Consider the following 21,472-nt stretch of genomic DNA (forward strand, 5'->3'; position numbering starts at 1 on the left):
GACTATCCGCCCATCCCTCGATTCGCCACTAGGCCGTTCGGCGCTGTCCTGCTGCATACAAGCCCTACAATGAGCCTTCCGAATCCCTGACCGGACTCGACGTGCCGTGCACCGACACCTCGGGCGCACACCGTCGGGCGGGTCGGTCTTTAGTGAAAAAGGAGTGAAGACTTCCGTGCAGAAGGCGGAGTCACCCGGCAGCAGTAGCGAGCCGGGCGAAGATCCCGGCTGCCAATCCGTCCCGAGCGCCCCACGAGGGTGCGCCCGGTGAACGAGATCCTGATCACCATCCTACTGTTGTCACTGGTCGTTGTACTCACCGCAGGAACCTTCATCTGCGTCGCGGCCGAGTTCGCACTCACCTCGCTGGAGCGGAGCACCATCGACTCGCACGTCGCCGAAGTAGGCGACAAACGGGCGAAGATGGTCCTCCATGCTCATCGGACGCTGTCTTTCCAGCTCTCCGGCGCGCAACTCGGCATCACCGTCACCACCGTCACCACCGGCTTCCTCGCCCAACCCGCCATCGGCGAGCTCATCAGCCCTGCGCTGAGCGGGCTCGGTCTCTCCGCGTCCACGGCGGCGGGCGTGTCGGTCGGACTGGCGTTGGTGATCGCCACCTCGCTGTCGATGCTGTTCGGCGAGCTGGTCCCCAAGAACCTGGCCATCGCCAGGCCGCTGGAGACCGCTCGCGCCGTGACCGGCATCTATTCTCGGTTCACCCGGATGTTCCGTTGGCTGATCAACGTGGCCAACAACGGGGCGAACGCCATGGTGCGGAAGCTGGGAGTGGAACCGGCCGACGAGCTGCGGTCCGCACGATCCCCGGAGGAACTGGGCTCCATGGTCCGCAACAGCGCGGAACAGGGGACGATGGATGCGGGAACCGCAAGCCTGCTGGATCGCTCGCTGCGGTTCGGCGACCGGACGGCGGGCGAGCTGATGACGCCCCGGGTCCGCGTCGCCGCACTGACCGCGGACTCCACGGCGGTCGATCTACTCGAGATCGCCCACCGCACCGGTTTCTCCCGGTTCCCGGTCCACGGCGGCGACCTCGACGACGTACGCGGTGTCGTGCACGTCAAGCAGGCCTTCACGCTGCCGACGGCCGAGCGGGCGGCCACCCGGGTCGCCACGCTGGCCAGGCCGGTGCCGAGCGTGCCGGACTCGCTGGAGGGCGATGCCCTGCTCGACCGGCTGCGCGGCTCCGGACTCCAGCTCGCGCTGGTCGTCGACGAGTACGGCGGCACGGCGGGGCTGGTCAGTTTCGAGGACGTCATCGAGGAGATCATCGGCGACGTGCGAGACGAGCACGATCGGCGTGAGATCTCACCGATCCGCCCGCTCGGCGAGGGCACCTGGGTGGCCTCCGGGCTGCTCCGGGACGACGAGCTCGCGGAGGCGACCGGGTTGCAGATCCCCGAGGGGGACTACGACACGCTCGCAGGCTTCGTCCTCGATCGACTCGGTCGGATTCCCGACGTCGCCGACGAGGTACGGCTCGATGGCTGGCTGCTCACGGTCCTGCGGATGGATCGCAGGCGCATCGCCGAACTCCGCGTGGCACAGGTCACCGAGGCCTCCGGCAACGGTGCACATCCGGATGCGACCTCGGGTGACGGTGGATCGGCCACGCCCGAGCAGAGCTCGGCGAACACGGTGACCAGCAACGGTGTGTCGCACACCGTGATGCCGAGCAAGGCAGAGGAGGGCCTGCGATGAGCGACGGAATGGCCGTGCTCGTCGCGGTGCTGTTGTTGATCTTGAACGCCTTCTTCGTGGGCGGCGAGTTCGCCCTGCTCTCGTCCCGACGCGACCGCCTGGAGAACCTGGCCGAGCAGGGACACAAGCGGGCGAGGACGGTGATCAAGGCGAGTAAAGAGATCTCGCTGATGCTGGCGGGTTCACAGCTGGGCATCACCATGTGCACGGTGGGACTCGGTGCACTGGGAGAACCCGCGGTGGCTCACCAGCTCGAACGGGTATTCGAGCCGTTGGGTGTTCCCGAGGCACTACTACATCCGATCGCATTCGCGATCGCTTTGTCACTTGTCAACATCTTGCACATCATGCTTGGTGAAATGGTGCCGAAGAATCTCGCGATCGCCTCGCCGGAACGGATGGCGATGTGGCTGGTTCCCGCACACGTGGGCTTCGTGCGGTTGGTTCGACCGGTGATCGCCTTGTTCAACATCGCGGCGAACGGAATCCTGCGATTGATGAAGATCGAGCCGAAGGACGAGATCGCCTCGGCTTACACGGCTCAGGAGATGACGAACCTGATCGCGGAATCGCGCCAGGAAGGGCTTCTGGAGGATTCCGAGCACCGCAGGCTCGCCAAGACGCTGTCCTCGGCGGAACGCACCGTGGGCGATGTGCTGGTTCCCGTCGGCGAGCTGACCACGATTCCGGAGAACCCCACCGTCGGCGACGTGGAACAAGCCGTATCCCGGACGGGCTTCTCGCGGTTCCCGGTGCGCTCGGCCGACGGCCGGATGGTCGGCTACCTCCACATCAAGGATGTGCTGGAGCAGGCCGACGCGGATCGAGGCGCGCTGGTCACGGCGGGGCGGATCCGCAGTCTGCCGCAGGTCGCAGCCGAGATGCGGCTGGGCGAGGCGTTGACCACGCTTCGCCGCGCGCAAAGCCACCTGGCGGCGGCCGTGGGCGCCGACGGCGAGGTGCTGGGCGTGGTGGCGCTGGAGGATCTGGTCGAGGAGTACGTCGGCACCGTGCGCGACGGCACTCACGTCCGGGCCGTGCCGCGAACGGCGGGATGACGACTGCGGATGATTTCCGCATTGCACGATTCGGGGGCGGGGCGGCGACTCACGCGGCCTCGCCCCCCACTCGCGGTGATCGGGGAAACGCCGTCCGATCACGGCATAACTCGATCTCCGGTCCTTCGGCCCACAGTCGAATTCCGGCCGAATGACGACCGGTCGCGGAAGGATCTTGACCGAGAGTCTTCACCTGTTAGCGTAGCTTTCGGCCAAGCGGGCTCACAGCGTTGTGACCAGTCCGTTCTCGTTACTTAGCGAAATGAACTTTCGCTTTTCTACGTGAAAGGGAGCCGAATGGCTCGACACCGTGGCTCAGGACTCAGGCTCCGCCGAGTCGCAGGATGGCCTCTCGTGGTCGTCGCGGTTCTACTGATCTCGACGCTCGGGTACGTCGGCTGGTCGTCCCTCTCCGCAATGGTCGCGCAGCGTGCCGACGCCGAGGCGGCGAGCTGTCCGGCAGGCGATCAGACACTGCGCATCGCCGTCGAGGACGCGATGGCCGAGCCACTGATCGACTCCGCCCAGGCGTGGAGCGCCGAGCGCCCGGTGATCCAGGACGCCTGCATCCGGGTCGAGGTGGTCGCGCACGACTCCAGTGAGGTCCTCGCGGGTCTGACCGGCGAATGGAACGAGGGCGAACTCGGGCCGAGGCCGAACGCCTGGGTCCCCGACTCGCTGCGCTGGGTGCAGCAGCTCACCGAACAACAGGGCGACCTGATCGGTTCGCAGCCGCAGATCCTGGCCACCAGCCCGGTGCTTCTCGCGATGACCGAACCCGCAGCCGACGCCGTGCGGATGCACGGCGGGATGAGCTGGACCGACCTCGCCTCGCTGGTCGAGGACCCCCAGGGCTGGAGCCGGTTCGAGGAACCGGCCTGGGGACAGTTCCGGTTGGTGCTCCCCGATCCCGCGACCAACCCGACCACCGGCTTGGCACTCCAGGGTCTGCTCGCGGGCGAGAATGGCACGGGACCGTTGACCTCGGAGGCGCTCGCGGAGGAGTCCACGCAGGATGCGCTGCGGCAACTGTGGCAGAACGAGCCGCTGGAGGTGCCCGCCAGCACGCACGATGCGCTCGTCGAACTCGGCGCGGCCACCGAGCCGGGCATCGAGGGTTTCCACGCCACCCCGGTGAGCGAGGTGGATCTCTACCGGCGCAACCTGGGACTCGATGGCGAGCGGGCACCCGGCACCCCCATCGCGGGTTTCATGCCCGGCGGTGCCAACCCGAGCGTCGAGTACCCGTTGGTCGCGATCAACGGCGGCGCGGACGACAGCACCCTGAGCCGGGCTACCCAGCAGTTCGGCGAGTTCCTCCGGCATCGCGATCAACAACGCGGGATGGCCGAGGCAGGCTTCCGGGTGACCGCGGTGATGTACTACCCCAACCCCGCCCCCGGGGTGCGATGGAGCACGCCCGACGCGAACCTCACCGCGGCCGATGGCGCGACGACCCAGGAGTTGATCGATTCCTGGCACGGTCAGGCCGCGAGCTGAGGCGGGGCAGGCGGCGATCCGAGCGACCTACCGTTCTACCAAGGGCTGACACCGGGGTTCTGCGCCTGGCTCAGCCACTTCTCCGGACGCATCCGGACCAGGACCGACTGGTCGTTCAGCGTCGTGTCCACGAAGGAGACCGCCTGGTCTGCCGGAAGGTAACGTTCGGCGATCTCCAGCGCCTGTTGGCGGCTGGGCGTATCGATGCCCACGACCGGCCCCTCGACGGTGACGAATCGGTACGGCAGTGTCACCGTCTGCGTGGCCAGGCTGAACCAACCCGCCGCTTCGATGGCCCGGTGCTTGGTCGAGCCCCGGTTCATCCGGATCGTGACCTCGCCGCCGGGCTGGTAGCCGTACCAGATGGGCACGGCCAACGGGCCCCGTCCCTCCCGGCCGATCGCCAGGATGGCGACATGTGCCTCCGCCAGATAGGCCTCACGCTGGTCGATACTCATCACCGACCACAACGATTGACTCGCCATCACGCCTCCAGCGGTTCGACCGGAAAGATCCACACTCTTATGTCGATCAACCTCGGCAAGGGTGCGGGGTATTCCCGACCGGTACGCCAGAGATGTGTGCCTCGGCGATGCGGATGACGGCGTCTATCGCCCACCCGGCGTGGCACGACGCCGACCGGCCGGGCCGCGCGAACACGACTCGGCCGGGCCTGAAGCCCGTTAGGGGCGGATGACGTCCGTACCGATGTAGGGCACCAACGCCTCCGGGATACGCACCGAGCCGTCGGCCTGCTGGTTCTGCTCCAGGATCGCCACGATCGTGCGGCCCACGGCCAGACCGGAGCCGTTCAACGTCGCGGCGAAGCCACGCTTGCCGTCCTTGGTCCTAGTACGGATGCCCGCGCGGCGCGACTGGAAGACACCGCAGTCCGAGACGCTGGAGATCTCCCGATACCGCTGCTGGCTGGGCAGCCACACCTCGATGTCGTAGGTGTACTGGGCCGAGAAACCGATGTCGCCCGCAGGCAGCGTCACCACCCGGTAGGCCAAGCCGAGCCTGCGCAGGCACTCCTCGGCGTGTCCGAGCATCAACCGCAGTTGGGCATCGGACTCGGCGGGATCGCAGAACCGGACCAGTTCGACCTTGGAGAACTGGTGCATGCGGATCAGACCCCGGGTGTCACGCCCGTAGGAACCGGCCTCGGACCGGAAACACGGCGTCTGAGCCGTGTAGGCCAACGGAAGCTCCTCGGAGGCGAGGATCTCGTCCGCGTGCAGGTTGAGCAGCGGGACCTCTGCGGTCGGCACCAGGAACAGCTCCCGGTCGGCGACACCCGTGCGGAAGAGGTCCTCCTCGAATTTGGGCAGCTGTCCGGACCCGGTGAGCGCGGCGCGATTGGCCATCGCGGGCAGACCGAACTCGGTGTAGCCGTGTTCCTCGGTGTGCAGAGCGAGGAAGAAGCTCGCCAAGGCCCGCTCCAACCGTGCGCCCGCTCCCTTGAGGACGGCGAACCTCGGTCCCGCGATCTTGGTGGCCCTGGGGAAGTCGAAGATTCCAAGCCGCTCGCCGATGTCGACGTGATCGGCGGGTTCGAAATCGAACCGGGGCCGCTCACCCCAGACATTGACCTCTTCGGCGAACTCGTCGGTGGCGCCGTCGGGCAGTCGATCGTCCGGCAGGTTGGGGATGCCGAGCAGCAGCTCCGTCAGCTCCGCGTCGAGGCGTTGGTGCTCCTCCTCCGACTCGGCGATGCTGCCCTTGAGGCCCTTGGCGTGTTCCCGCAGCTCGGTGATGTCCTCGCCGCGCTTGGCGGCCTGTCCGACCGAGGCGGCGACCTTCTTCGACTCGGCCCGTGCCTCGTCGGCGCGCTGGATGGCGGAATTCCGGGAGGAAAGCAGCTTCTCGAGTCGCGTCAGGTCAAGCTGGTAGCCACGTCGTGCGAGCTTGCGCACGGCGTCGGTGGCCGGGTCGAGCAGAACGCGCGGGTCGTGCATCTCTTCAAAGCTCCATCGCCTCAGAGGACGGGGCACCGCCGCTGTCGCACGGCGCCACCGCAGGCTTTCGGTCGGGTAATCGCCTGACAGCCTAGCCGCCGGGCACCCGGCCCCGTCGCTTCCCCGTGGCGCCTCGGCGGGATCGGGTCCGCGCGGGGCCGTGGCGGCGTGTGCCACCACGACCCCGGCGAACCCGTGCGGGGTGTCAATCCTGGTAGGCCGTCAACGGCGGGCACGAGCACACCAGGTTGCGGTCGCCGCGCGCTCCGTCGATACGCCGCACCGGCGGCCAGATCTTCTGATGCGCACGCCCGCCCGGGTACACCGCCTGTTCCCGGGAGTAGGGGTGCGACCACTCCTGGGTCAGGCACTCGGCAGTATGCGGCGCATTGCGCAGCGGGTTGTCCTCCGCAGGCCACTCCCCCGCGCCCACCCGATCGATCTCGGCACGGATCGAGATCATGGCCTCGCAGAAGCGGTCCAACTCCGCGAGATCCTCGCTCTCCGTCGGCTCCACCATGAGGGTGCCGGGAACCGGGAACGACATCGTCGGCGCGTGCAGGCCATAGTCGGCCAACCGCTTGGCGACGTCGTCCACGGTCACGCCCGTGCTCTTGGTGATCCCGCGCAGATCGAGGATGCACTCGTGCGCGACGAGGCCGCCGCTGCCCGTGTACAGCACCGGGTAGTGCTCGGCCAGGCGCCGGGCCACATAGTTGGCCGCCGCCACCGCGGTCAGCGTGGCACGCCGCAGCCCCTCGGCGCCCATCATCCGCACGTAGGCCCACGAGATCGGCAGGATGGCGGCGCTACCCCACGGAGCCGCACTGACCGGCCCGACACCGCCGATGGGGCCCGCCGAGGGCTGCAAGGGGTGCCCGGGAAGGAAGCGGGCGAGATGCTCGCGGACCCCGACCGGTCCGACTCCGGGGCCACCGCCGCCGTGCGGGATGCAGAAGGTCTTGTGCAGGTTGAGGTGGGAGACGTCGGCGCCGAACCGACCGGGCTTGGCCAGCCCGATCAGGGCGTTGAGGTTCGCGCCGTCCACATAGACCTGACCGCCCGCGTCGTGTACGAGGCCGCACACCTCCCGCACGGTGTCCTCGTAGACGCCGTGCGTCGACGGATAGGTGATCATGATGGCGGCGAGGTCCTCGCGATGCTCCTCGACCAGCTCGCGCAGATGAGGCAGATCGACGTTGCCCGCGTCGTCGCAACGCACCACCACGACACGCATCCCGGCCATCACCGCGCTCGCCGCGTTGGTGCCGTGTGCGCTGGCGGGGATCAGACACACCTCGCGCCCGGACTCGCCACGATCATGGTGGTACGCCCGGATCGCCAGCAGGCCCGCGAACTCGCCCTGGCTGCCGGCGTTGGGCTGCATGCTCACCGCGTCGTACCCGGTGATCTCGGCGAGCCAGCGTTCCAGGTCGGCGACGATCGACAACAGCCCCGCCGCGTCCTCCACGGGGGCGAAGGGATGCAGCTCGCCGAACTCCGGCCAGGTGATCGGCTCCATCTCGGCCGTGGCGTTGAGTTTCATGGTGCACGAGCCCAGCGGGATCATGCTGCGGTCCAAGGCCACGTCCTTGTCGGAGAGCGCCCGCAGGTACCGCAGCAGCGCCGTCTCCGAGTGGTGCCGATGGAAGACCGGGTGAGTGAGGAGGTCCTCGGTGCGTAGGAGTCGCTCCGGCAGCGCATCGGGTGCGGATCCGTCCAGCCGGTCGATCTCGGCCTGGCTCACTCCGAACGCCCGCCACACCGTGCCGAGGTCCTTGATGGTGGTCGTCTCTGAACAGGCGATACCGACGTGATCGGCGTCGATCCCTCGCAGATTGACGCCCAGGTCACGGGCGATCGTCACCACCTGCTCGGCGCGGCCCGCGATCCGAACGCAGACGGTGTCGAAGAAGTCGTCGTGCACGATCTCGTGACCGCCCCGGCGCAGTCCCTCCGCCAGCACCACCGCCATCCGATGTGCCCGCTCGGCGATCCGCCGCAGCCCGTTCGGCCCGTGGTAGACGGCATACATCGCCGAGACGACGGCAGGCAGCACCTGCGCGGTGCAGATGTTGCTGGTCGCCTTCTCCCGGCGAATGTGCTGTTCGCGGGTCTGCAATGCCAGCCGGTAGGCCGGTGCGCCGTCCGCGTCGATGCTCACGCCGACCAACCTGCCGGGCAGCTGACGCTCCAGCCCCTTGCGGACCGCCAGGAAGCCTGCGTGCGGGCCACCGAAGCTCATCGGGAACCCGAAGCGCTGCGCCGAGCCCACGACGGCGTCCGCGCCGATCAGTCCGGGCGAACGCAGCAGCACGAGGCTCAGCAGATCCGCGGCCACCGCCACCATCGCGCCCCGTCGGTGGGCCTCGGCGATCAGCTCCTCCTGGTCGGTGATCCGGCCGGAGGCGCCCGGGTAGGAGAGCAGCAGGCCGAAGAGGTCGCCCTCGGGCAGGACGCCGCCGCTCAGGTCGGCCTCCAGGATCTCGATGCCCAACGGCTCCGCCCTGGTCCGCAGCACGGCGAGTGTCTGCGGCAGGGTGTCGGCGTCCACCACGAACCGCGCCGACCTGGACTTACCCGCCCGGCGAAGCAGCGTCATCGCCTCGGCCGCCGAGGTCGCCTCGTCCAGCATCGAGGCGTTGGCGACCGGCAACCCGGTGAGGTCGGAGACCATGGTCTGGAAGTTGAGCAGTGCCTCGAGCCTGCCCTGCGAGATCTCGGGCTGGTACGGCGTGTAGGCGGTGTACCAGGCGGGGCTCTCCAGCACGTTGCGCCGGATGACCGGCGGCGTGACCGTCCCGTGGTACCCAAGGCCGATCATCTGCACACCGAGCCGGTTACGCCCGGCGAGCCCGCGCAGCTCCTGAAGGGCGACCGTCTCGCTCGCCGCCTGCGGAAGCGCATCCGACATCGCCTCGTCGCGGATGCCCTCGGGCACGGCGCGGTCGGCGAGTTCGTCGAGCGAGTCGACGCCGATGACGGCCAGCATCGCGGCCAGGTCGGTGGCTCGGGGGCCGATATGGCGTTCGGTGAAGGGGATTCCCTGTTCCAGCACCGCCAGCGGCAATCGTTCTGGACGGGTCCGTTCGGTGGGTCGCTGCTCGGAGATCGTCATGGCCGAACCTCGGGTGACTCGGGGGCGGTGGCCTCGCGTCGGGCGCCCGACGTGAGGGTTCTCCTCCCCCTCTGTCCGTACCCGCATACCGCGCGGGCGCCTGAGAGCTTCGTCCGAGTTCGGCCACGGACTTGCACCGTCGGCGGGGCCTCCCGATGAGCGGCTTGCGCCACCGCACCGTCGGCCCGCTTTCCAGAGGCGTCTGTCTCGTGCGGTCCCTGCTGCCTGAGAGGTTCCGGGGAGGAGTTGCTCCTTCGGCGCCGCCGCCACCCATCAGAGTGACAACGGACTCTCCCGCACGAGGTTCGGTCCTGCGGGCGAATCGAGCTTCCGACTCGCCCACAAGCCCTGACGACTACGCGCAGAGGCTACCCCGAACCGGATGGGGTGAACCCGGTGCGACCGTCGAGGGTCAACCGGTGCGTCGGTCCCGTCGTCTGCGGGACAGCTCGTCACAGGCGGGTTCCTCGGAGATCGGGCCCTCCGCCCGTTCGGCCGGGAACTCGTGAATGGTGCCGCTGATCTCTCGCATCGCCCCACTCACCGCGATGCCGAACACGCCTTGGCCACCTTGGAGGAGGTCGACCACCTCCTCCGGGGAGGTGCATTCGTAGACGGTGGTTCCATCGCTGAACAGGGTGATCCTCGCCAGATCCGCCACGCCGCGTCGCCGGAGGTGTTCCACCGCGACCCGGATGTTCTGCAGGGAGACCCCGGTGTCGAGTAGCCGTTTGACCACCTTCAGCACCAAAAGGTCCTTGAACGAGTACAGCCGTTGACTACCGGAGCCGTGCGCACTCCGTATCGACGGCCCCACGAGGCCCGTTCGCGCCCAGTAGTCGAGCTGCCGGTAGGTGATGCCCGCGATCTGGCAGGCCGCCGCACCGCGATAACCGACCAGTTCGTCCGGCAACGACACGTCGGGGAACAAGCCGACCTGTTCACCGGAGGTCGACCAGACCGGCGAATCCTCAGTCACGCCTGCCTCCTCTCGTGCGGCCGTGGAGGCCGTTCCTACGTCTCATGATCGCCCACGCGTTACGAGACCGCCACGACGACCTGGAGGGGTATTCCAGGTGACATTCATCCGACAACGACGGTAAGACCGGCATGCAGACAGGTCAACGCGACGCGCGGGAGCGCGGAACACAGGTGTGGTGTGTCGCGAGGCCGCTCCCGCACCCAGGTCGCAGCTGGGAGGCATCCGAGGCCGGTGGTCCCGTCGGTGGCCATCGATGACGGTCGGCCGGGCGGCCGCGCCCGGGCCTCAGGTGTCGGCGCCCCGGAAGTCCTCCGGCGAGACGGAGTCCAGGAACTCCCGGAACTTCTCGACCTCGTCCTCTCGCTCGTCCTGTTCGTCGGCGACGATCAGCCCCGCCTCGGCGAGCACCGATTCGTCGGCGTGGATCGGTACTCCGACGCGCAGCGCCAGGGCCACCGAGTCGCTCGGACGGGCCGAGACCCGGACATCGCCGTCGAAGACCAGCTCGGCGAAGAACGTGCCCTCGTGCAGATCGGTGATCCGCACCTGCTCCAGCTCGCGCCCGAGGGCGCCGATGACGTCCTTGAGGAGGTCGTGGGTCATGGGGCGCGGTGGCCGCATGCCCTGCTGCTCCAGAGCAATCGCCGTCGCCTCGACAGAACCGATCCAGATCGGCAGGTACCGCTCGCCGTCGGTCTCGCGCAGCAGCAGCATGGGCTGGTTGGCAGGCAGTTCCACCCGCACACCCACGACGCGCATCTCACTGCTCATCGGGTCTCGCCTCCTCCCGTGAACCACACACTGCTCGGCGCACACACAACAAGTCGGACAGCACACCATCGAGGATTGCCTACCGTCGCCTTCGACGCTACCCGCGATGACCGCAATACGCTCTACATTCTTGGCGGACCAGACCCGGATTCAGGCACGAGTTCATCGGCCGATCACATCGCGCAATCCGGTCTTGACCAGGAGTGCATGCAGGCTGACCGACAACGCGGCCAGTTCCCGCAAGGTCTCCTCGGCCCGCGCTCCCGCATCGGCGCCGCGCTGCCGTGCGATCGGTCGCACGGCCTGCGCCAACAGGTCCACCTGTCGATCGGCCGAACTACGCAGCGCGCGCAGGTGCCGGGGCTCGATGCCGAACTCCGTCACCGCACGGACGGTGCGGGCGATCTCCACCGCGTCGGGATCGTAGAACCCCGCCTGCCCTGGACGCACTAGACCGTATTGCTCCATCTCCGCGAGAAGCGCAGGCGCGATGTCGGAAGCTGCCAGCATCTCTTCCCTGGTCAACCGCATCTCGCCACCGCTCGCGAAGTCGGACGCTCTCGGCATTCCGGTACTGGCGACACCTATCGGCGGTCGCCCCGCCTTCGGCAGGGCAAGCTCGCCCCCTCGCTCGGCAGCCAACAGTTGTTCCTTGATCACTTTGAGCGGCAGATAGTGGTCGCGCTGCGCGCCGAGTACGAATCGGAGCCGCTCGACATCCTGCTCGCTGAACTGTCGGTAGCCGGTCTGGGTACGTGCCGGGCGGACGAGGCCTTCTGACTCGAGGAATCGAATCTTCGAGATGGTCACCTCAGGGAAATCGACACGAAGCTGCGAGAGCACCATGCCGATGCTGAGCGCACCGCGCTCGGACCGCCCGGCCGCGGTCACCGTGGTTCCTGACCCCCGGACACACCGGACAGGAACACCAGGCGGAACTTACCGATCTGAACCTCGTCGCCGCTGGTCAGCACGGCCGTATCGACCGGCTCGCGGTTGACGTAGGTGCCGTTCAAACTCCCGACGTCGACGACGACGAACTCGCCGCCCTCCCGCCGGAATTCGGCGTGCCGCCGCGAAACCGTGACATCGTCGAGGAAGATGTCACTGTCCGGGTGCCTGCCCGCGCTGGTCGTCTCCCGATCGAGCAGGAAGCGCGAACCCGCGTTCGGTCCCCTCTTGACGACGAGCAGCGCCGAACCGGCGGGAAGCGCGTCGATACCGGTGACTGCGGGCTCCGGAGCCGCGTTCTCGGGGTTCTCGACCTCACTGAGGAAGTCAGCCCGGAAGACGGAGGTCTGTTCCGGGGACCGCTCCGGCGGAACGCCGGGCCCGTCGTTCGTGCTCACCTGAGCTCTCCTCCTGCTGAATAAACGATGCCAAGCTCGCCTCAAACTACCTTGCCGATCAGAGCGCACGTGGCCCGACTCCCGAGATCAGGTTGTTCACCATGGACGTCCGCCGTCGGTCGACGGCGGCTGAAGTATCCCGTCGCCGTCGGTCGACGGCGGCCGAGGGACAGACCGCCATTACTCCGGCGCGATCAACTCGCCGTACGCGTCGGCGTCGAGAAGGTCCTCGAACGCCTTGCGGTCGGCAAGTCGCACCTCGATCATCCACCCTGCCCCGTATGGGTCCGAGTTGACCAGCTCGGGTTGTTCCTCCAGGTCCTCGTTCCGCGACACCACCTCGCCGGTCACCGGCGCGAAGAGGTCCGAAACGCTCTTGGTCGATTCCACCTCGCCGATGGTCTCCCCCTGGGAGACGTTGTCTCCCACCTGGGGAAGCTGGACGAACACCACATCGCCGAGCTGCTGTTGCGCGTAGTCGGTGATGCCGATGCGCACCGTGTCCTGATCGCCCGATGCGAGCCACTCGTGCTCCTGAGTGAACCGCAGCTCCTGAGGAACCGACGACATCCTGCCTCCGCTCAATGCTCTCCTTCGGCGCCACCGTCCACTGTGTGCGGACGGTCACCGCCAGGGCATTCTGCCACTACCCAGTGTCGGGTTCAGTCGGCATCACACCCAGCCGCCGAGTCACACCCCTATCCTGCCAAGTCCCGCCGGCGGGCACACAGGGGCCATCGCTAAATTCGGGCTCGCTGCCGGGATTCCGCCTGCGCCCCTAGGACGCGGCGCGCTCCATGGGCGCCCGTCGGACCCGGCGGATCGCTCCGCCGAACTGGATGAGGTACAGCGCCCCCGACCAGAGGTAGAGCAGGCAGCCCCACGCGGTGAAGGCGAGGCCGAAGGGGCTCGCCACGGCCGCGAACGCGGAGTCGCCCTCGGCGAGCAGCAGCAGCGGGAAGGCGTACAGCAGGGTGAAGGTGGCGGCCTTACCGAGGTAGTGCACCTGGGGCGGCCCGAAACCGTTGTGGCGCAGCATCAACAGCGCGCCGACGAGAACGATCTCCCTGGCCACCAGGACCGCGACCAACCACCAGGGCACGATGCCCCTGATCATGAATGCGATCAGGGTCGACAGGATGTACAGCCGGTCCACCGAGGGGTCGAGCAAAGCTCCGAGCGCGCTGGACTGATTCAGCCAGCGAGCGATCTTGCCGTCCAACCAGTCGGTGATCCCACTGACCACCAGGACCAGCAGCGCGAGCATGTCGTACTGCGGGCCCAGCAGCAGCCAGAGGAAGAGCGGGACGCCCACGAGTCTGAGAAGACTCAACAGATTGGGGACGGTGAGCAGTCGATCCCTGCGAATCGCGTTCCAGATGCCGTCGCCGAACTCCGGCCCGAGAAAGGCTTCCGCTCCGCTCGGCCTGGCGATGCCGGTATCGCCGCCCACTACGCCTCCCCTGCGTCACCCTGAACGGTGGGAACGCAGGCCCCTCTCACCGGACCGCCCGACCCACCGTCAAGGTCTCATAGCCTGTCATACCGGCTCGACGGCGGGCGTGCGTGGTGTCTCTACGACCAGCTACGACTCCAGCCACGCTGTGTGAGCTCGGCACTGGTCAACACGATGGGGCGGCCCCGATCGTCGACACCCACCCAACGGGCCTGCCCCGGCCCGCCCTCCAGGACGTAGGCGTGACCACGGCTCCAGACCACGCTGCAGGGCACGGTGGGCAGGGTCGGGTCGGTCGGCCTACTGATCGATCGGACGTCGGCGTCGGTCGCCGTATCAGTACTCATGTGGTGCACCTCCATCGGGGATGACGACACGTCGTTGTGTCGCGATCCCGGCCTTCGATTGTGGACCTTCTCGCTCGTGTTCGGCTCGGACCCGCCCGAGCCTTAGCCCACCGGACCGGTTCAGTCGTCCACCGACCAGGTGGCTACGTCGAACGGATGCGCGCGACCGAAGCCGGGCCTGCCGTTCGCCGCGCGTGAGAGACCAGTCGTCCACATCGAGATGACAGCCCGTCGCATGCGACGAGGATGCCCGTCCAGTGCTAACAGCCCGTTAGCGCGATGTTGCGAGGCCGAGGTGAATCCCGCCACCTTCGGGCGTGTCGCGCGCGACCCCGAGGTGAGAAGGACGCTCTTCGGGTTTAGCGTTAGACCTGATCCACTGCGACTTTCGTCTATTCACCGATGCGAGGTGGCTACTCGTGACGTACACCCTTCCGGACCTGCCCTACGATTACGGCGCACTCGAACCGCACATCTCCGGCAAGATCATGGAGCTGCACCACAGCAAGCACCACGCGACCTACGTCAAGGGCGCGAACGACGCGCTGGAGCAGGCGGCGGAGTCCCGGGAGAAGAACCAGCTCGGCACCGTCAACCTGTTGCAGAAGAACCTCGCGTTCAACCTCGCGGGTCACGTGAACCACTCCGTCTTCTGGCCGAACCTGTCGCCCAACGGCGGCGACAAGCCGGACGGCGAGCTGGGCGCGGCGATCGACGATGCCTTCGGTTCCTTCGACGGCTTCCGGGCGCACTTCACCGCGAACGCACTGGGCATCCAGGGCTCCGGTTGGTCCATCCTGGCCTGGGACTCCCTCGGCCAGCGGCTGCTGCTAGAGCAGCTCTACGACCACCAGGGCAACCTGGCGGCAGGCAGCTACCCGCTGCTCATGCTGGACATGTGGGAGCACGCCTTCTACCTCCAGTACCAGAACGTCAAGGCCGACTACGTCAAGGCGTTCTGGAACATCGTGAACTGGGCGGACGTGACCGAGCGCTTCGAGAAGGCTCGGGGCGTGAAGATCAACTGATCTGCCGCACCTGTACGACGGATGCCTCGTCGCCTCGCTCGTCAACGGAGCGGCGACGGGGCATTCCGCGTCGTCGACGACGGTAAACGCCGATCCTCCGACGCCTAACGCTCGTCGGGGTTCGGCTCCTCCGCCGGACCCGCCGCCACGTTCTCCCGATCCGCGGCCACCGAGCGCCATTCCCCGATCAGTGGCGAGGAGACGAACGCGCGGGAGACCAACCGGAGGAAGGCCGCCTCGCTGCGCAGTTCCGGCTCGATCTCGGCCCGCCCGAGACGCCCGGGATACGCATCGGCCGGATCTCCTTCCTCATCGACCGCCGCGGTCGCCGGACTGCCCCGGCGTAATGCGTCGATTCCCGCAGCCAGGCCGACGGCCTCGATCGTGGCGACCAGCTCGTCGCCCGCCAGACCAGCCGCGCTCGCCCTGTCTGCGGCCCACAGCTCCACGGCGGGGTCGCGATAGGGCCGTACGACCAACACCCCGTCTCGGATCTCGATGACCCGCCGGTATAACCGCATCCCGACGTCGCGTCGGGCATAACTGCCCGTCACGGCCTGCGGCGAGGTCAACGCGATCTCCGGGACCGCGCTGTACAGCGCGTTCCACAACGGCCGGAGTTCCCGATGGACCCGGTACTCCAGCGGCCACCGGACGACCCGGACCACCACCGGAGCGGCCACCGGTAGCGAGATGCCGATCAGCATGACCAACACCGAGATGGCGGGCATCCCCACCGCCATCGTGCAACCGAAGTTCTCGAATGGGTGCACACAGAACTCGGCGGCCGCGTCCGGCCCGTGCAGTGTCTGACGCAGGGTGCTGACCAGCTTCTCCGCGATGTAGGACAGACCGAGCAGACATCCGAGGGCCAACAGCCGCAGTCCAACCCGCAGCGCGCCGCTGGTGGCCGAGGAGTACCGCAGGGTCAGCCGGCCCAGGTCGACGAGCACCGTTCCGAGGTAGGCCGAGTAGACCAGGACGTATCCCGCGAGGGTCGGATGCGTCGAGTAGTACTCCGAGAACAGCCCCCGGCTCTCGGGGATGTCCGACACGAAGAACAACACCCACATCGCGATCACCGAGACGACGTAGGTGGCCAATCGCCTGGGCACCCTCGTCCTGGCCTGCTCCTGCGGGTAGGCCAGATACAGGACGAGGGTCAACGCCGCCAGCGCGGCGGTCAGCGTCGCGGTGTTGGAGAGCAGTCTGCCCAGGTTCGGGTAGAGGCGGCCCTCGATCTCCTGGATTGCAGGCGCCAGGAACAGGAAGGCGAAGCCGAGGGCGCCGAGCAGGCCTGCCAGAGCCCAACGGCCCGGGTTCGACCGGTCGCGCGGCGAACGCAGAGCTCGATAGGCCCGATAACCCGCAGCGACGAAGGTCAGTGCCGAGACGCTGAGGAAGAGCAGCGTGACCAATGGAATGGGCTCCTTACCGGGCGGAACCGGACACGGTCGGGACGCGATCAGCGCGAAGGGGTTCGACGGCTTCGAACATGCCGAGCGGGAACACGGCGCGATCCGACCCGGACCGACCTCGTCGGTTCACCCCGGACTGATCGGCCACCGGATTCTCCCCAGCGTCTGGCGGCTCAGCCGCCGAAGATGTCACGGAATCGGTCGGCGATCTGGGCCGCCTGTGGGGAGGCCTGCTCGGTGACCGCCCCGCCGCCCCGGTGTCGAGCACGTTCGAGGATCAGTGAGGCGATCATCTCGGCCTCCTGCTCCTCGATCTCCGAGTACGACGTGCGGCCCATCATCCGAACCGCGACCGCGGGATCGACATCGGGAGCCAGTCGACGCAGGAAGTCCTGGTCGAGTAGCTGACCACCCCGGTGCGCGGAGATCATATGTCCGACCTCGTGCAGGACGATGTGCCAGACGTGCAACGGCGTCGTCACGGCGTGTGCGATCACGTCGGCGTCCCCGAGGTCCAGCCATAGTCCGCAGGCACGTCCCGCGACGTGCTCACTCGGATGCAACAGGATGGGCCTGCCCCGGTGCTCGGCGAGCCGGTCGAGGAAGCTCTGCAGCTCGAAGGGGCGCGGGATGCCTGCCTCGTCGTCGAGCCTGCGCACGCGATCCTCGCAACGCCGCCGCAACTCCTGGTACTGCATCGAGGCCATCGCCTCCTTGATCAGCGGCGGTGCCCATCCACGAGCCAGGCGAAGACACGCGGGTGGGCGGGAGGGCACCCTGCGAGGGTCGTGTTCGATTTTGTCATGTCCGCCCGTCACTACTCCGCCACCATCATGCATCCGGTGCGAGCGGCGAGGTGTTGGGCGGGCTTCCCGGTCGTAGGCCCCGGATCTGGCTGATCTCCGCGACGATACGGGCCACCGAGCGACGTGCGTCGTCGTCGAGCTCCATCGTCCGCAGGGCGACGTCGCGGACGTCGGCGTCCCGCAGTGCCGTGATCAGGTCGAGCTGGGCATCGACGCGCGCCGCGTGGGCATCGTCGAAGAAGTAGGCCGGGGGGACGCCGAAGAAGCCCGCAAGCGCCTCGAGATGCCGCTTGGTCGGGTTGTCCGAGCGACCCTTGCGCAGCGCCCAGATGTAGCTCTGCGAGATGTTGACGCCCTGCTCCCTGATGGCAGCGGCGACATGTTCGTTGCTGTACTCGGCCTGGCCCGCCGCGCGGACCTTGCTGAACAGATAGTTCAGCTTGTCGGCCAGGCTCCGTTCGTCCTGATTGTCCGACATCGCCACGGCGACCACTCCCCAGTCCATCTCCACTCATGAGAAACACGAATGGAGCAACATCTTCACCCCGGTTGAAAAAACGTCTGTCTCAACCCTAGACTGCCACTGACGGCGGCTCAACTGACCTGAAGACGGAGCCTCGTTAGCTTCCACTGAAGTGGAGGCCCACGTGCCAGCCTGGGGATGCCGGGGGCGGCAGAGTGGGTCACCGCTCGGATGTCGGGAGGGGCGTCCGAGCGGTGATCAGCTCTTCACCGTTCCCCGGCGCAGGCAATCATCCGCGTGCTGAACCCGGTTCGGATCCACCCGAGTACCGGATGCAGAACTTCACTCGTATAGGTGAAGGCGCGCTTGTCCTTCCCGCTTCCGATGTCGACTCGCGACACACGTCGCAGCCGACCGGTCGCCTGCGAAGGGCTCAGCTCCGGGTGGAGAACCGTTGCGGATCGAACATCTCGATTGAATGTCCGGTCACACCGTCGACCACGAGGTCGGCCAGGATCTCCCCGATCACCGGGACGAACTTGAAGCCGTGACCGGAGAACCCGCAGGCCACGGTGACCCGATCGTGCCCCGGATGGGCACCGATGACGAAGTCCTCGTCCGGCGTGGTGGTGTACATGCACGTCTTGGCACGGACCAGCGGCCCGGGAAGTGCGGGCACCTTGCTGAGGAGGAACTCGCGCAACGGCTCCTCCTCGCCGGGGGCCACCACACGATCGACGGTGTCGGCGGTGCAGGTGGCTCCGTCCCGGAAGAACGCCGCCTTCACCGTTCCGTCCGACTCGGGGTGGATCGGGAAGGCATAGCCCTGCCGCCGGTCGGCGTCCTCCCAGATGAAGATCGGGTGCCTGCTCTCGTCGAAGTCCGCGGCCGAACCCGTGGGCTGGAACCAGAACTGCACGACCCGCTCGATGACCAGCGGCAGTCCGAGATCGGCCAACAGCGCGGGTGCCCACGCTCCGGGACAGATCACGAGTCGATCGGCCCGATGGACACCGTCGGCGGTGCGCACCGTCACGCCGTGCGCATCGGTCGTCCACCCCTGCACCTGGACGCCGTATCGCAGCTCGGCACCTGCGGCCGCCGCCACGGCCAGGTTCGCGGTGACGGCCCGCTCCGGGGAGACGAAACCCGCGGTCTCCTCGTACAACGCGATGTCGGAGTCGGCCGGGTTCATGGTGGGGAAGCGACGACGCAGGGCGTCGGCGTCCAGCAGCTCGTGGTGGAGCCCGTGTTCCCGCGCGCTGCGCAGGCTTCCCTCCACCGCCAGGCTGTCCTGTGCGCCGATCATCAGGCCGCCGGTGCGGTGGCGGACCTCGATGCCGGACCGGTCCTCCAGGTCGTCCCACAGCTCGAAGGCGCGCACCAGCAGTGGAACGTAATCGGCGCCCTCGAAGTACGCCTGCCGGATGATCCGTGAGCCGCCATGGCTGGAGCCCTGATCGTGCGCGGGCGGGAATCGATCCAGGCCGAGCACTCGCAGGCCCCGGCGCGCCAGGTGATCGACTGCGGCGCTGCCCATGCCGCCGAGGCCGACGACGATCACATCATGAGAAGACATCCTGACCCACCTCACGCCTGCCGGATTCACTAGGCGAGCTCGCCCGAGCCACCGGACTCGGACTCTGCCCGGCCAGGTGTTCCGTTGTCCAGACCCGACTGGATCGGGGTGATCGGCCGCACGATCTCACGGTCGACGGACGGAGCCGATCCAGTCGGGGTGCTGTGGACGCGCCGGTCAGTGACCTCGGGCGATCCACTCCGGCAGAGCGGGCGCCTCGGCACCGATGGTGGTCCGATCGCCGTGCCCGGTGTGCACCTCGGTCTCCGGAGGCAGCGTCAGCAGCCGCTCCCGGATGGACTCGATGATCGTCGGGAAATCGGAGAACGACCGCCCGGTGGCGCCGGGACCACCCGCGAACAGGGTGTCACCGGTGAGGACTGCGGCCAGGTCCGGGATGTACAGGCACACCGATCCCCAGGTGTGTCCCGGGGTGGACAGCACTCGGACCTCGGTTCCGGCGACCCGGAGCACCTGCCCGTCGGACAGTTCGCCGTCCGGGGTGGCGTCGGGATGCGCCTGTGCCCAGAGCTCCTGGTCGGCCGGGTTCAGCAGCACCGGCGCGCCCACCTCGGCGGCCAGCGCGACCGCGCCGTTCACATGGTCGTTGTGACCATGGGTGCAGACCACCGCGACGACCTCGCGGCCCGCCACGGCGCGTTGCACCGCGGCCGGATCGTGCGAGGGGTCCACGACGATCACCTCGGCATCGTCGCCGACCAGCCAGACGTTGTTGTCGACGTCGAAGTCCTGGCCGTCCAGGCTGAAGACGCCCGAGGTGACCACGTGCTCGATTCGGGCCGCCATCAGAGCACCACGACCGAACGCAGCACATCGCCCTGGTGCATCCGGGCGAACGCGTCCTCGACGTCCTCGAGGCCGACCTTCTCGGTGACGAAGGCCTTGAGATCGAGCCTGCCCTGGAGGTACAGGTCGATGAGCATCGGGAAGTCACGGCTGGGCAGGCAGTCGCCGTACCAGGAGGACTTGACCGCTCCCCCGCGCGAGAACACGTCGAGCAACGGCAGTTCGAGTTTCATCTCCGGGGTCGGCACCCCGACCAGGACGACCTTGCCCGCCAGATCCCGGGCGTAGAAGGCCTGGTTGAAGGTCTGTGGGACGCCGACGGCATCGATCACCACGTCGGCGCCGTTGCCGTCGGTGAGTTCCCTGATCTTCTCCACGACGTCGTCCTGATCGGCCCGCACCGTGTGGGTGGCACCGAGACCGACGGCCCAATCCAGCTTCTGCTGGTCGAGATCGACGGCGATGATCTTCGCGGCCCCCGCGAGTTGGGCACCCGCCACGGCGGCCGCACCCACCCCACCGCAGCCAATGACGGCCACCGAGTCGCCTCGGCCGACCTCGCCGGTGTTGATGGCCGCGCCCAGTCCCGCCATCACACCGCAGCCGAGGAGTCCGGCGACCGCGGCCTCGGCCCTGGGGTCGACCTTGGTGCACTGTCCCTGGTGGACCAGGGTCTTCTCCGCGAAGGCGCCGATGCCCAGCGCGGGCGAGAGCTCGGTGCCATCGGTGAGGGTCATCTTCTGCGTCGCGTTGTACGTCGAGAAGCAGTACCACGGCCTGCCCCGATTGCACGCGCGACAACGGCCGCAGACCGCACGCCAGTTCAGCACCACGTAGTCGCCGACCGCGACGTCCTCGACGCCCGCCCCGATGGATTCCACGGTGCCTGCGGCCTCGTGGCCGAGCAGGAAGGGGAACTCGTCGTTGATCCCGCCCTGTCGGTAGTGCAGGTCGGTGTGGCACACCCCGCATGCGGCGATGGAGACCACCACCTCACCGGGCCCCGGGTCGGGGATGACGATCGTCTCGACGGTGACGGGGGCATCTCGCGCGGTCGCCACGACCGCTCTGACCTGCTGCGGCATCCGATTTCCTCCGATTGGCCCGACG

At 67.8% G+C, this 21,472-nt stretch carries 20 protein-coding genes and 1 riboswitch; of the genes, 4 read left to right on the plus strand and 16 right to left on the minus strand.

From position 1 onward, the window contains the following. Window positions 1-267 precede the first annotated feature (267 nt). From BKA25_RS16430 to BKA25_RS16440, 3 genes are all read left to right on the plus strand, one after another. Complete coding sequence (locus BKA25_RS16430; protein WP_084642869.1) at window positions 268-1,722, plus strand: hemolysin family protein; 1,455 nt, start codon at window positions 268-270, stop codon at window positions 1,720-1,722. Beyond that, on the plus strand, window positions 1,719-2,780 hold the full coding sequence (locus BKA25_RS16435) for a hemolysin family protein (protein WP_069848555.1): 1,062 nt from the start codon (window positions 1,719-1,721) through the stop codon (window positions 2,778-2,780). The genes BKA25_RS16430 and BKA25_RS16435 overlap by 4 nt, the downstream gene beginning before the upstream one ends. Window positions 2,781-3,134: 354 nt before the next feature. Then, on the plus strand, window positions 3,135-4,280 hold the full coding sequence (locus BKA25_RS16440) for a substrate-binding domain-containing protein (RefSeq protein WP_069848553.1): 1,146 nt from the start codon (window positions 3,135-3,137) through the stop codon (window positions 4,278-4,280). A gap of 35 nt (window positions 4,281-4,315) precedes the next feature. On the opposite strand, the gene BKA25_RS16445 is transcribed toward BKA25_RS16440, so the two are convergent. The 10 genes from BKA25_RS16445 to BKA25_RS16490 all read right to left on the minus strand — a co-directional run bounded on the left by BKA25_RS16445 (window position 4,316) and on the right by BKA25_RS16490 (window position 14,261). Continuing rightward, a complete protein-coding gene (locus tag BKA25_RS16445; protein WP_069848551.1) occupies window positions 4,316-4,765 on the minus strand; it encodes a pyridoxamine 5'-phosphate oxidase family protein in 450 nt (149 codons plus the stop codon). Between the two features lie 198 nt (window positions 4,766-4,963). Then, complete coding sequence (gene serS, locus BKA25_RS16450) at window positions 4,964-6,238, minus strand: serine--tRNA ligase (RefSeq protein ID WP_069848549.1); 1,275 nt, start codon at window positions 6,236-6,238, stop codon at window positions 4,964-4,966. A gap of 205 nt (window positions 6,239-6,443) precedes the next feature. Then, window positions 6,444-9,356 carry an aminomethyl-transferring glycine dehydrogenase gene (gene gcvP / locus BKA25_RS16455; RefSeq protein ID WP_069848547.1) on the minus strand — a complete coding sequence of 971 codons (2,913 nt, stop codon included), beginning with the start codon at window positions 9,354-9,356 and terminating at the stop codon, window positions 6,444-6,446. A 202-nt stretch (window positions 9,357-9,558) separates the two neighbouring features. After that, window positions 9,559-9,663, minus strand: a riboswitch (glycine riboswitch). Window positions 9,664-9,768: 105 nt separating this feature from the next. Beyond that, entirely contained in the window at window positions 9,769-10,335 is a 567-nt protein-coding gene (locus tag BKA25_RS16460) for a MerR family transcriptional regulator (RefSeq protein WP_069848544.1), read from the minus strand. Between the two features lie 288 nt (window positions 10,336-10,623). Then, window positions 10,624-11,109, minus strand: coding sequence for a bifunctional nuclease family protein (locus BKA25_RS16465; RefSeq protein WP_069848542.1), 486 nt, complete (start codon window positions 11,107-11,109; stop codon window positions 10,624-10,626). 162 nt (window positions 11,110-11,271) lie between these two features. Next, window positions 11,272-12,000, minus strand: a complete 729-nt coding sequence (gene ftsR / locus BKA25_RS16470; RefSeq protein ID WP_069848540.1) for a transcriptional regulator FtsR — start codon at window positions 11,998-12,000, stop codon at window positions 11,272-11,274. After that, entirely contained in the window at window positions 11,997-12,458 is a 462-nt protein-coding gene (gene garA, locus BKA25_RS16475; RefSeq protein WP_069848538.1) for a glycogen accumulation regulator GarA, read from the minus strand. Before garA ends, ftsR begins: the two co-directional genes overlap by 4 nt. A 180-nt stretch (window positions 12,459-12,638) precedes the next feature. Further along, window positions 12,639-13,028 (minus strand): glycine cleavage system protein GcvH, encoded by a 390-nt coding sequence (gcvH, locus tag BKA25_RS16480; RefSeq protein ID WP_069848536.1) that lies wholly within the window; start codon window positions 13,026-13,028, stop codon window positions 12,639-12,641. A 208-nt stretch (window positions 13,029-13,236) separates the two neighbouring features. Then, a complete protein-coding gene (clsA, locus tag BKA25_RS16485) occupies window positions 13,237-13,839 on the minus strand; it encodes a cardiolipin synthase ClsA (protein WP_069853550.1) in 603 nt (200 codons plus the stop codon). 194 nt (window positions 13,840-14,033) lie between these two features. Continuing rightward, window positions 14,034-14,261 (minus strand): hypothetical protein, encoded by a 228-nt coding sequence (locus BKA25_RS16490; RefSeq protein ID WP_069848534.1) that lies wholly within the window; start codon window positions 14,259-14,261, stop codon window positions 14,034-14,036. Between the two features lie 419 nt (window positions 14,262-14,680). Here BKA25_RS16490 and BKA25_RS16495 point away from each other — a divergent pair, with 419 nt between their 5' ends. Next, complete coding sequence (locus BKA25_RS16495) at window positions 14,681-15,289, plus strand: superoxide dismutase (protein WP_069848532.1); 609 nt, start codon at window positions 14,681-14,683, stop codon at window positions 15,287-15,289. Window positions 15,290-15,393: 104 nt separating this feature from the next. Here the strand turns inward: BKA25_RS16495 and BKA25_RS16500 are convergent, their stop codons facing one another. From BKA25_RS16500 to BKA25_RS16525, 6 genes are all read right to left on the minus strand, one after another. Then, window positions 15,394-16,707 carry an MAB_1171c family putative transporter gene (locus tag BKA25_RS16500; protein WP_069848531.1) on the minus strand — a complete coding sequence of 438 codons (1,314 nt, stop codon included), beginning with the start codon at window positions 16,705-16,707 and terminating at the stop codon, window positions 15,394-15,396. Window positions 16,708-16,880: 173 nt separating this feature from the next. After that, a complete protein-coding gene (locus tag BKA25_RS16505) occupies window positions 16,881-17,414 on the minus strand; it encodes a hypothetical protein (RefSeq protein ID WP_157421031.1) in 534 nt (177 codons plus the stop codon). 124 nt (window positions 17,415-17,538) lie between these two features. Continuing rightward, entirely contained in the window at window positions 17,539-18,018 is a 480-nt protein-coding gene (locus BKA25_RS16510; protein ID WP_236750666.1) for a helix-turn-helix domain-containing protein, read from the minus strand. A 391-nt stretch (window positions 18,019-18,409) separates the two neighbouring features. Then, the gene (gene solA / locus BKA25_RS16515) at window positions 18,410-19,555 is read right to left on the minus strand and encodes an N-methyl-L-tryptophan oxidase (RefSeq protein WP_069853547.1); all 1,146 of its coding nucleotides are present in this window, start codon (window positions 19,553-19,555) and stop codon (window positions 18,410-18,412) included. A 177-nt stretch (window positions 19,556-19,732) separates the two neighbouring features. Next, a complete protein-coding gene (locus BKA25_RS16520) occupies window positions 19,733-20,362 on the minus strand; it encodes an MBL fold metallo-hydrolase (RefSeq protein ID WP_069848528.1) in 630 nt (209 codons plus the stop codon). Beyond that, window positions 20,362-21,447 carry an S-(hydroxymethyl)mycothiol dehydrogenase gene (locus tag BKA25_RS16525; RefSeq protein WP_069848526.1) on the minus strand — a complete coding sequence of 362 codons (1,086 nt, stop codon included), beginning with the start codon at window positions 21,445-21,447 and terminating at the stop codon, window positions 20,362-20,364. The genes BKA25_RS16520 and BKA25_RS16525 overlap by 1 nt, the downstream gene beginning before the upstream one ends. Window positions 21,448-21,472 lie beyond the last annotated feature (25 nt).

The sequence above is a fragment of the Actinoalloteichus hymeniacidonis genome, from assembly GCF_014203365.1.
Classification (GTDB): domain Bacteria; phylum Actinomycetota; class Actinomycetes; order Mycobacteriales; family Pseudonocardiaceae; genus Actinoalloteichus_A; species Actinoalloteichus_A hymeniacidonis.

Coding starts and splice junctions, on each gene's coding strand:
- BKA25_RS16435 (WP_069848555.1), top strand. CDS start 1,719: ATGAGCGACGGAATGGCCGTGCTCGTCGCGGTGCTGTTGTTGATCTTG.
- BKA25_RS16445 (WP_069848551.1), bottom strand. CDS start 4,765: ATGGCGAGTCAATCGTTGTGGTCGGTGATGAGTATCGACCAGCGTGAG.
- serS (WP_069848549.1), bottom strand. CDS start 6,238: ATGCACGACCCGCGCGTTCTGCTCGACCCGGCCACCGACGCCGTGCGC.
- gcvP (WP_069848547.1), bottom strand. CDS start 9,356: ATGACGATCTCCGAGCAGCGACCCACCGAACGGACCCGTCCAGAACGA.
- BKA25_RS16465 (WP_069848542.1), bottom strand. CDS start 11,109: ATGAGCAGTGAGATGCGCGTCGTGGGTGTGCGGGTGGAACTGCCTGCC.
- gcvH (WP_069848536.1), bottom strand. CDS start 13,028: ATGTCGTCGGTTCCTCAGGAGCTGCGGTTCACTCAGGAGCACGAGTGG.
- BKA25_RS16490 (WP_069848534.1), bottom strand. CDS start 14,261: ATGAGTACTGATACGGCGACCGACGCCGACGTCCGATCGATCAGTAGG.
- BKA25_RS16505 (WP_157421031.1), bottom strand. CDS start 17,414: ATGGCCTCGATGCAGTACCAGGAGTTGCGGCGGCGTTGCGAGGATCGC.
- BKA25_RS16510 (WP_236750666.1), bottom strand. CDS start 18,018: ATGGACTGGGGAGTGGTCGCCGTGGCGATGTCGGACAATCAGGACGAA.
- solA (WP_069853547.1), bottom strand. CDS start 19,555: ATGTCTTCTCATGATGTGATCGTCGTCGGCCTCGGCGGCATGGGCAGC.
- BKA25_RS16520 (WP_069848528.1), bottom strand. CDS start 20,362: ATGGCGGCCCGAATCGAGCACGTGGTCACCTCGGGCGTCTTCAGCCTG.
- BKA25_RS16525 (WP_069848526.1), bottom strand. CDS start 21,447: ATGCCGCAGCAGGTCAGAGCGGTCGTGGCGACCGCGCGAGATGCCCCC.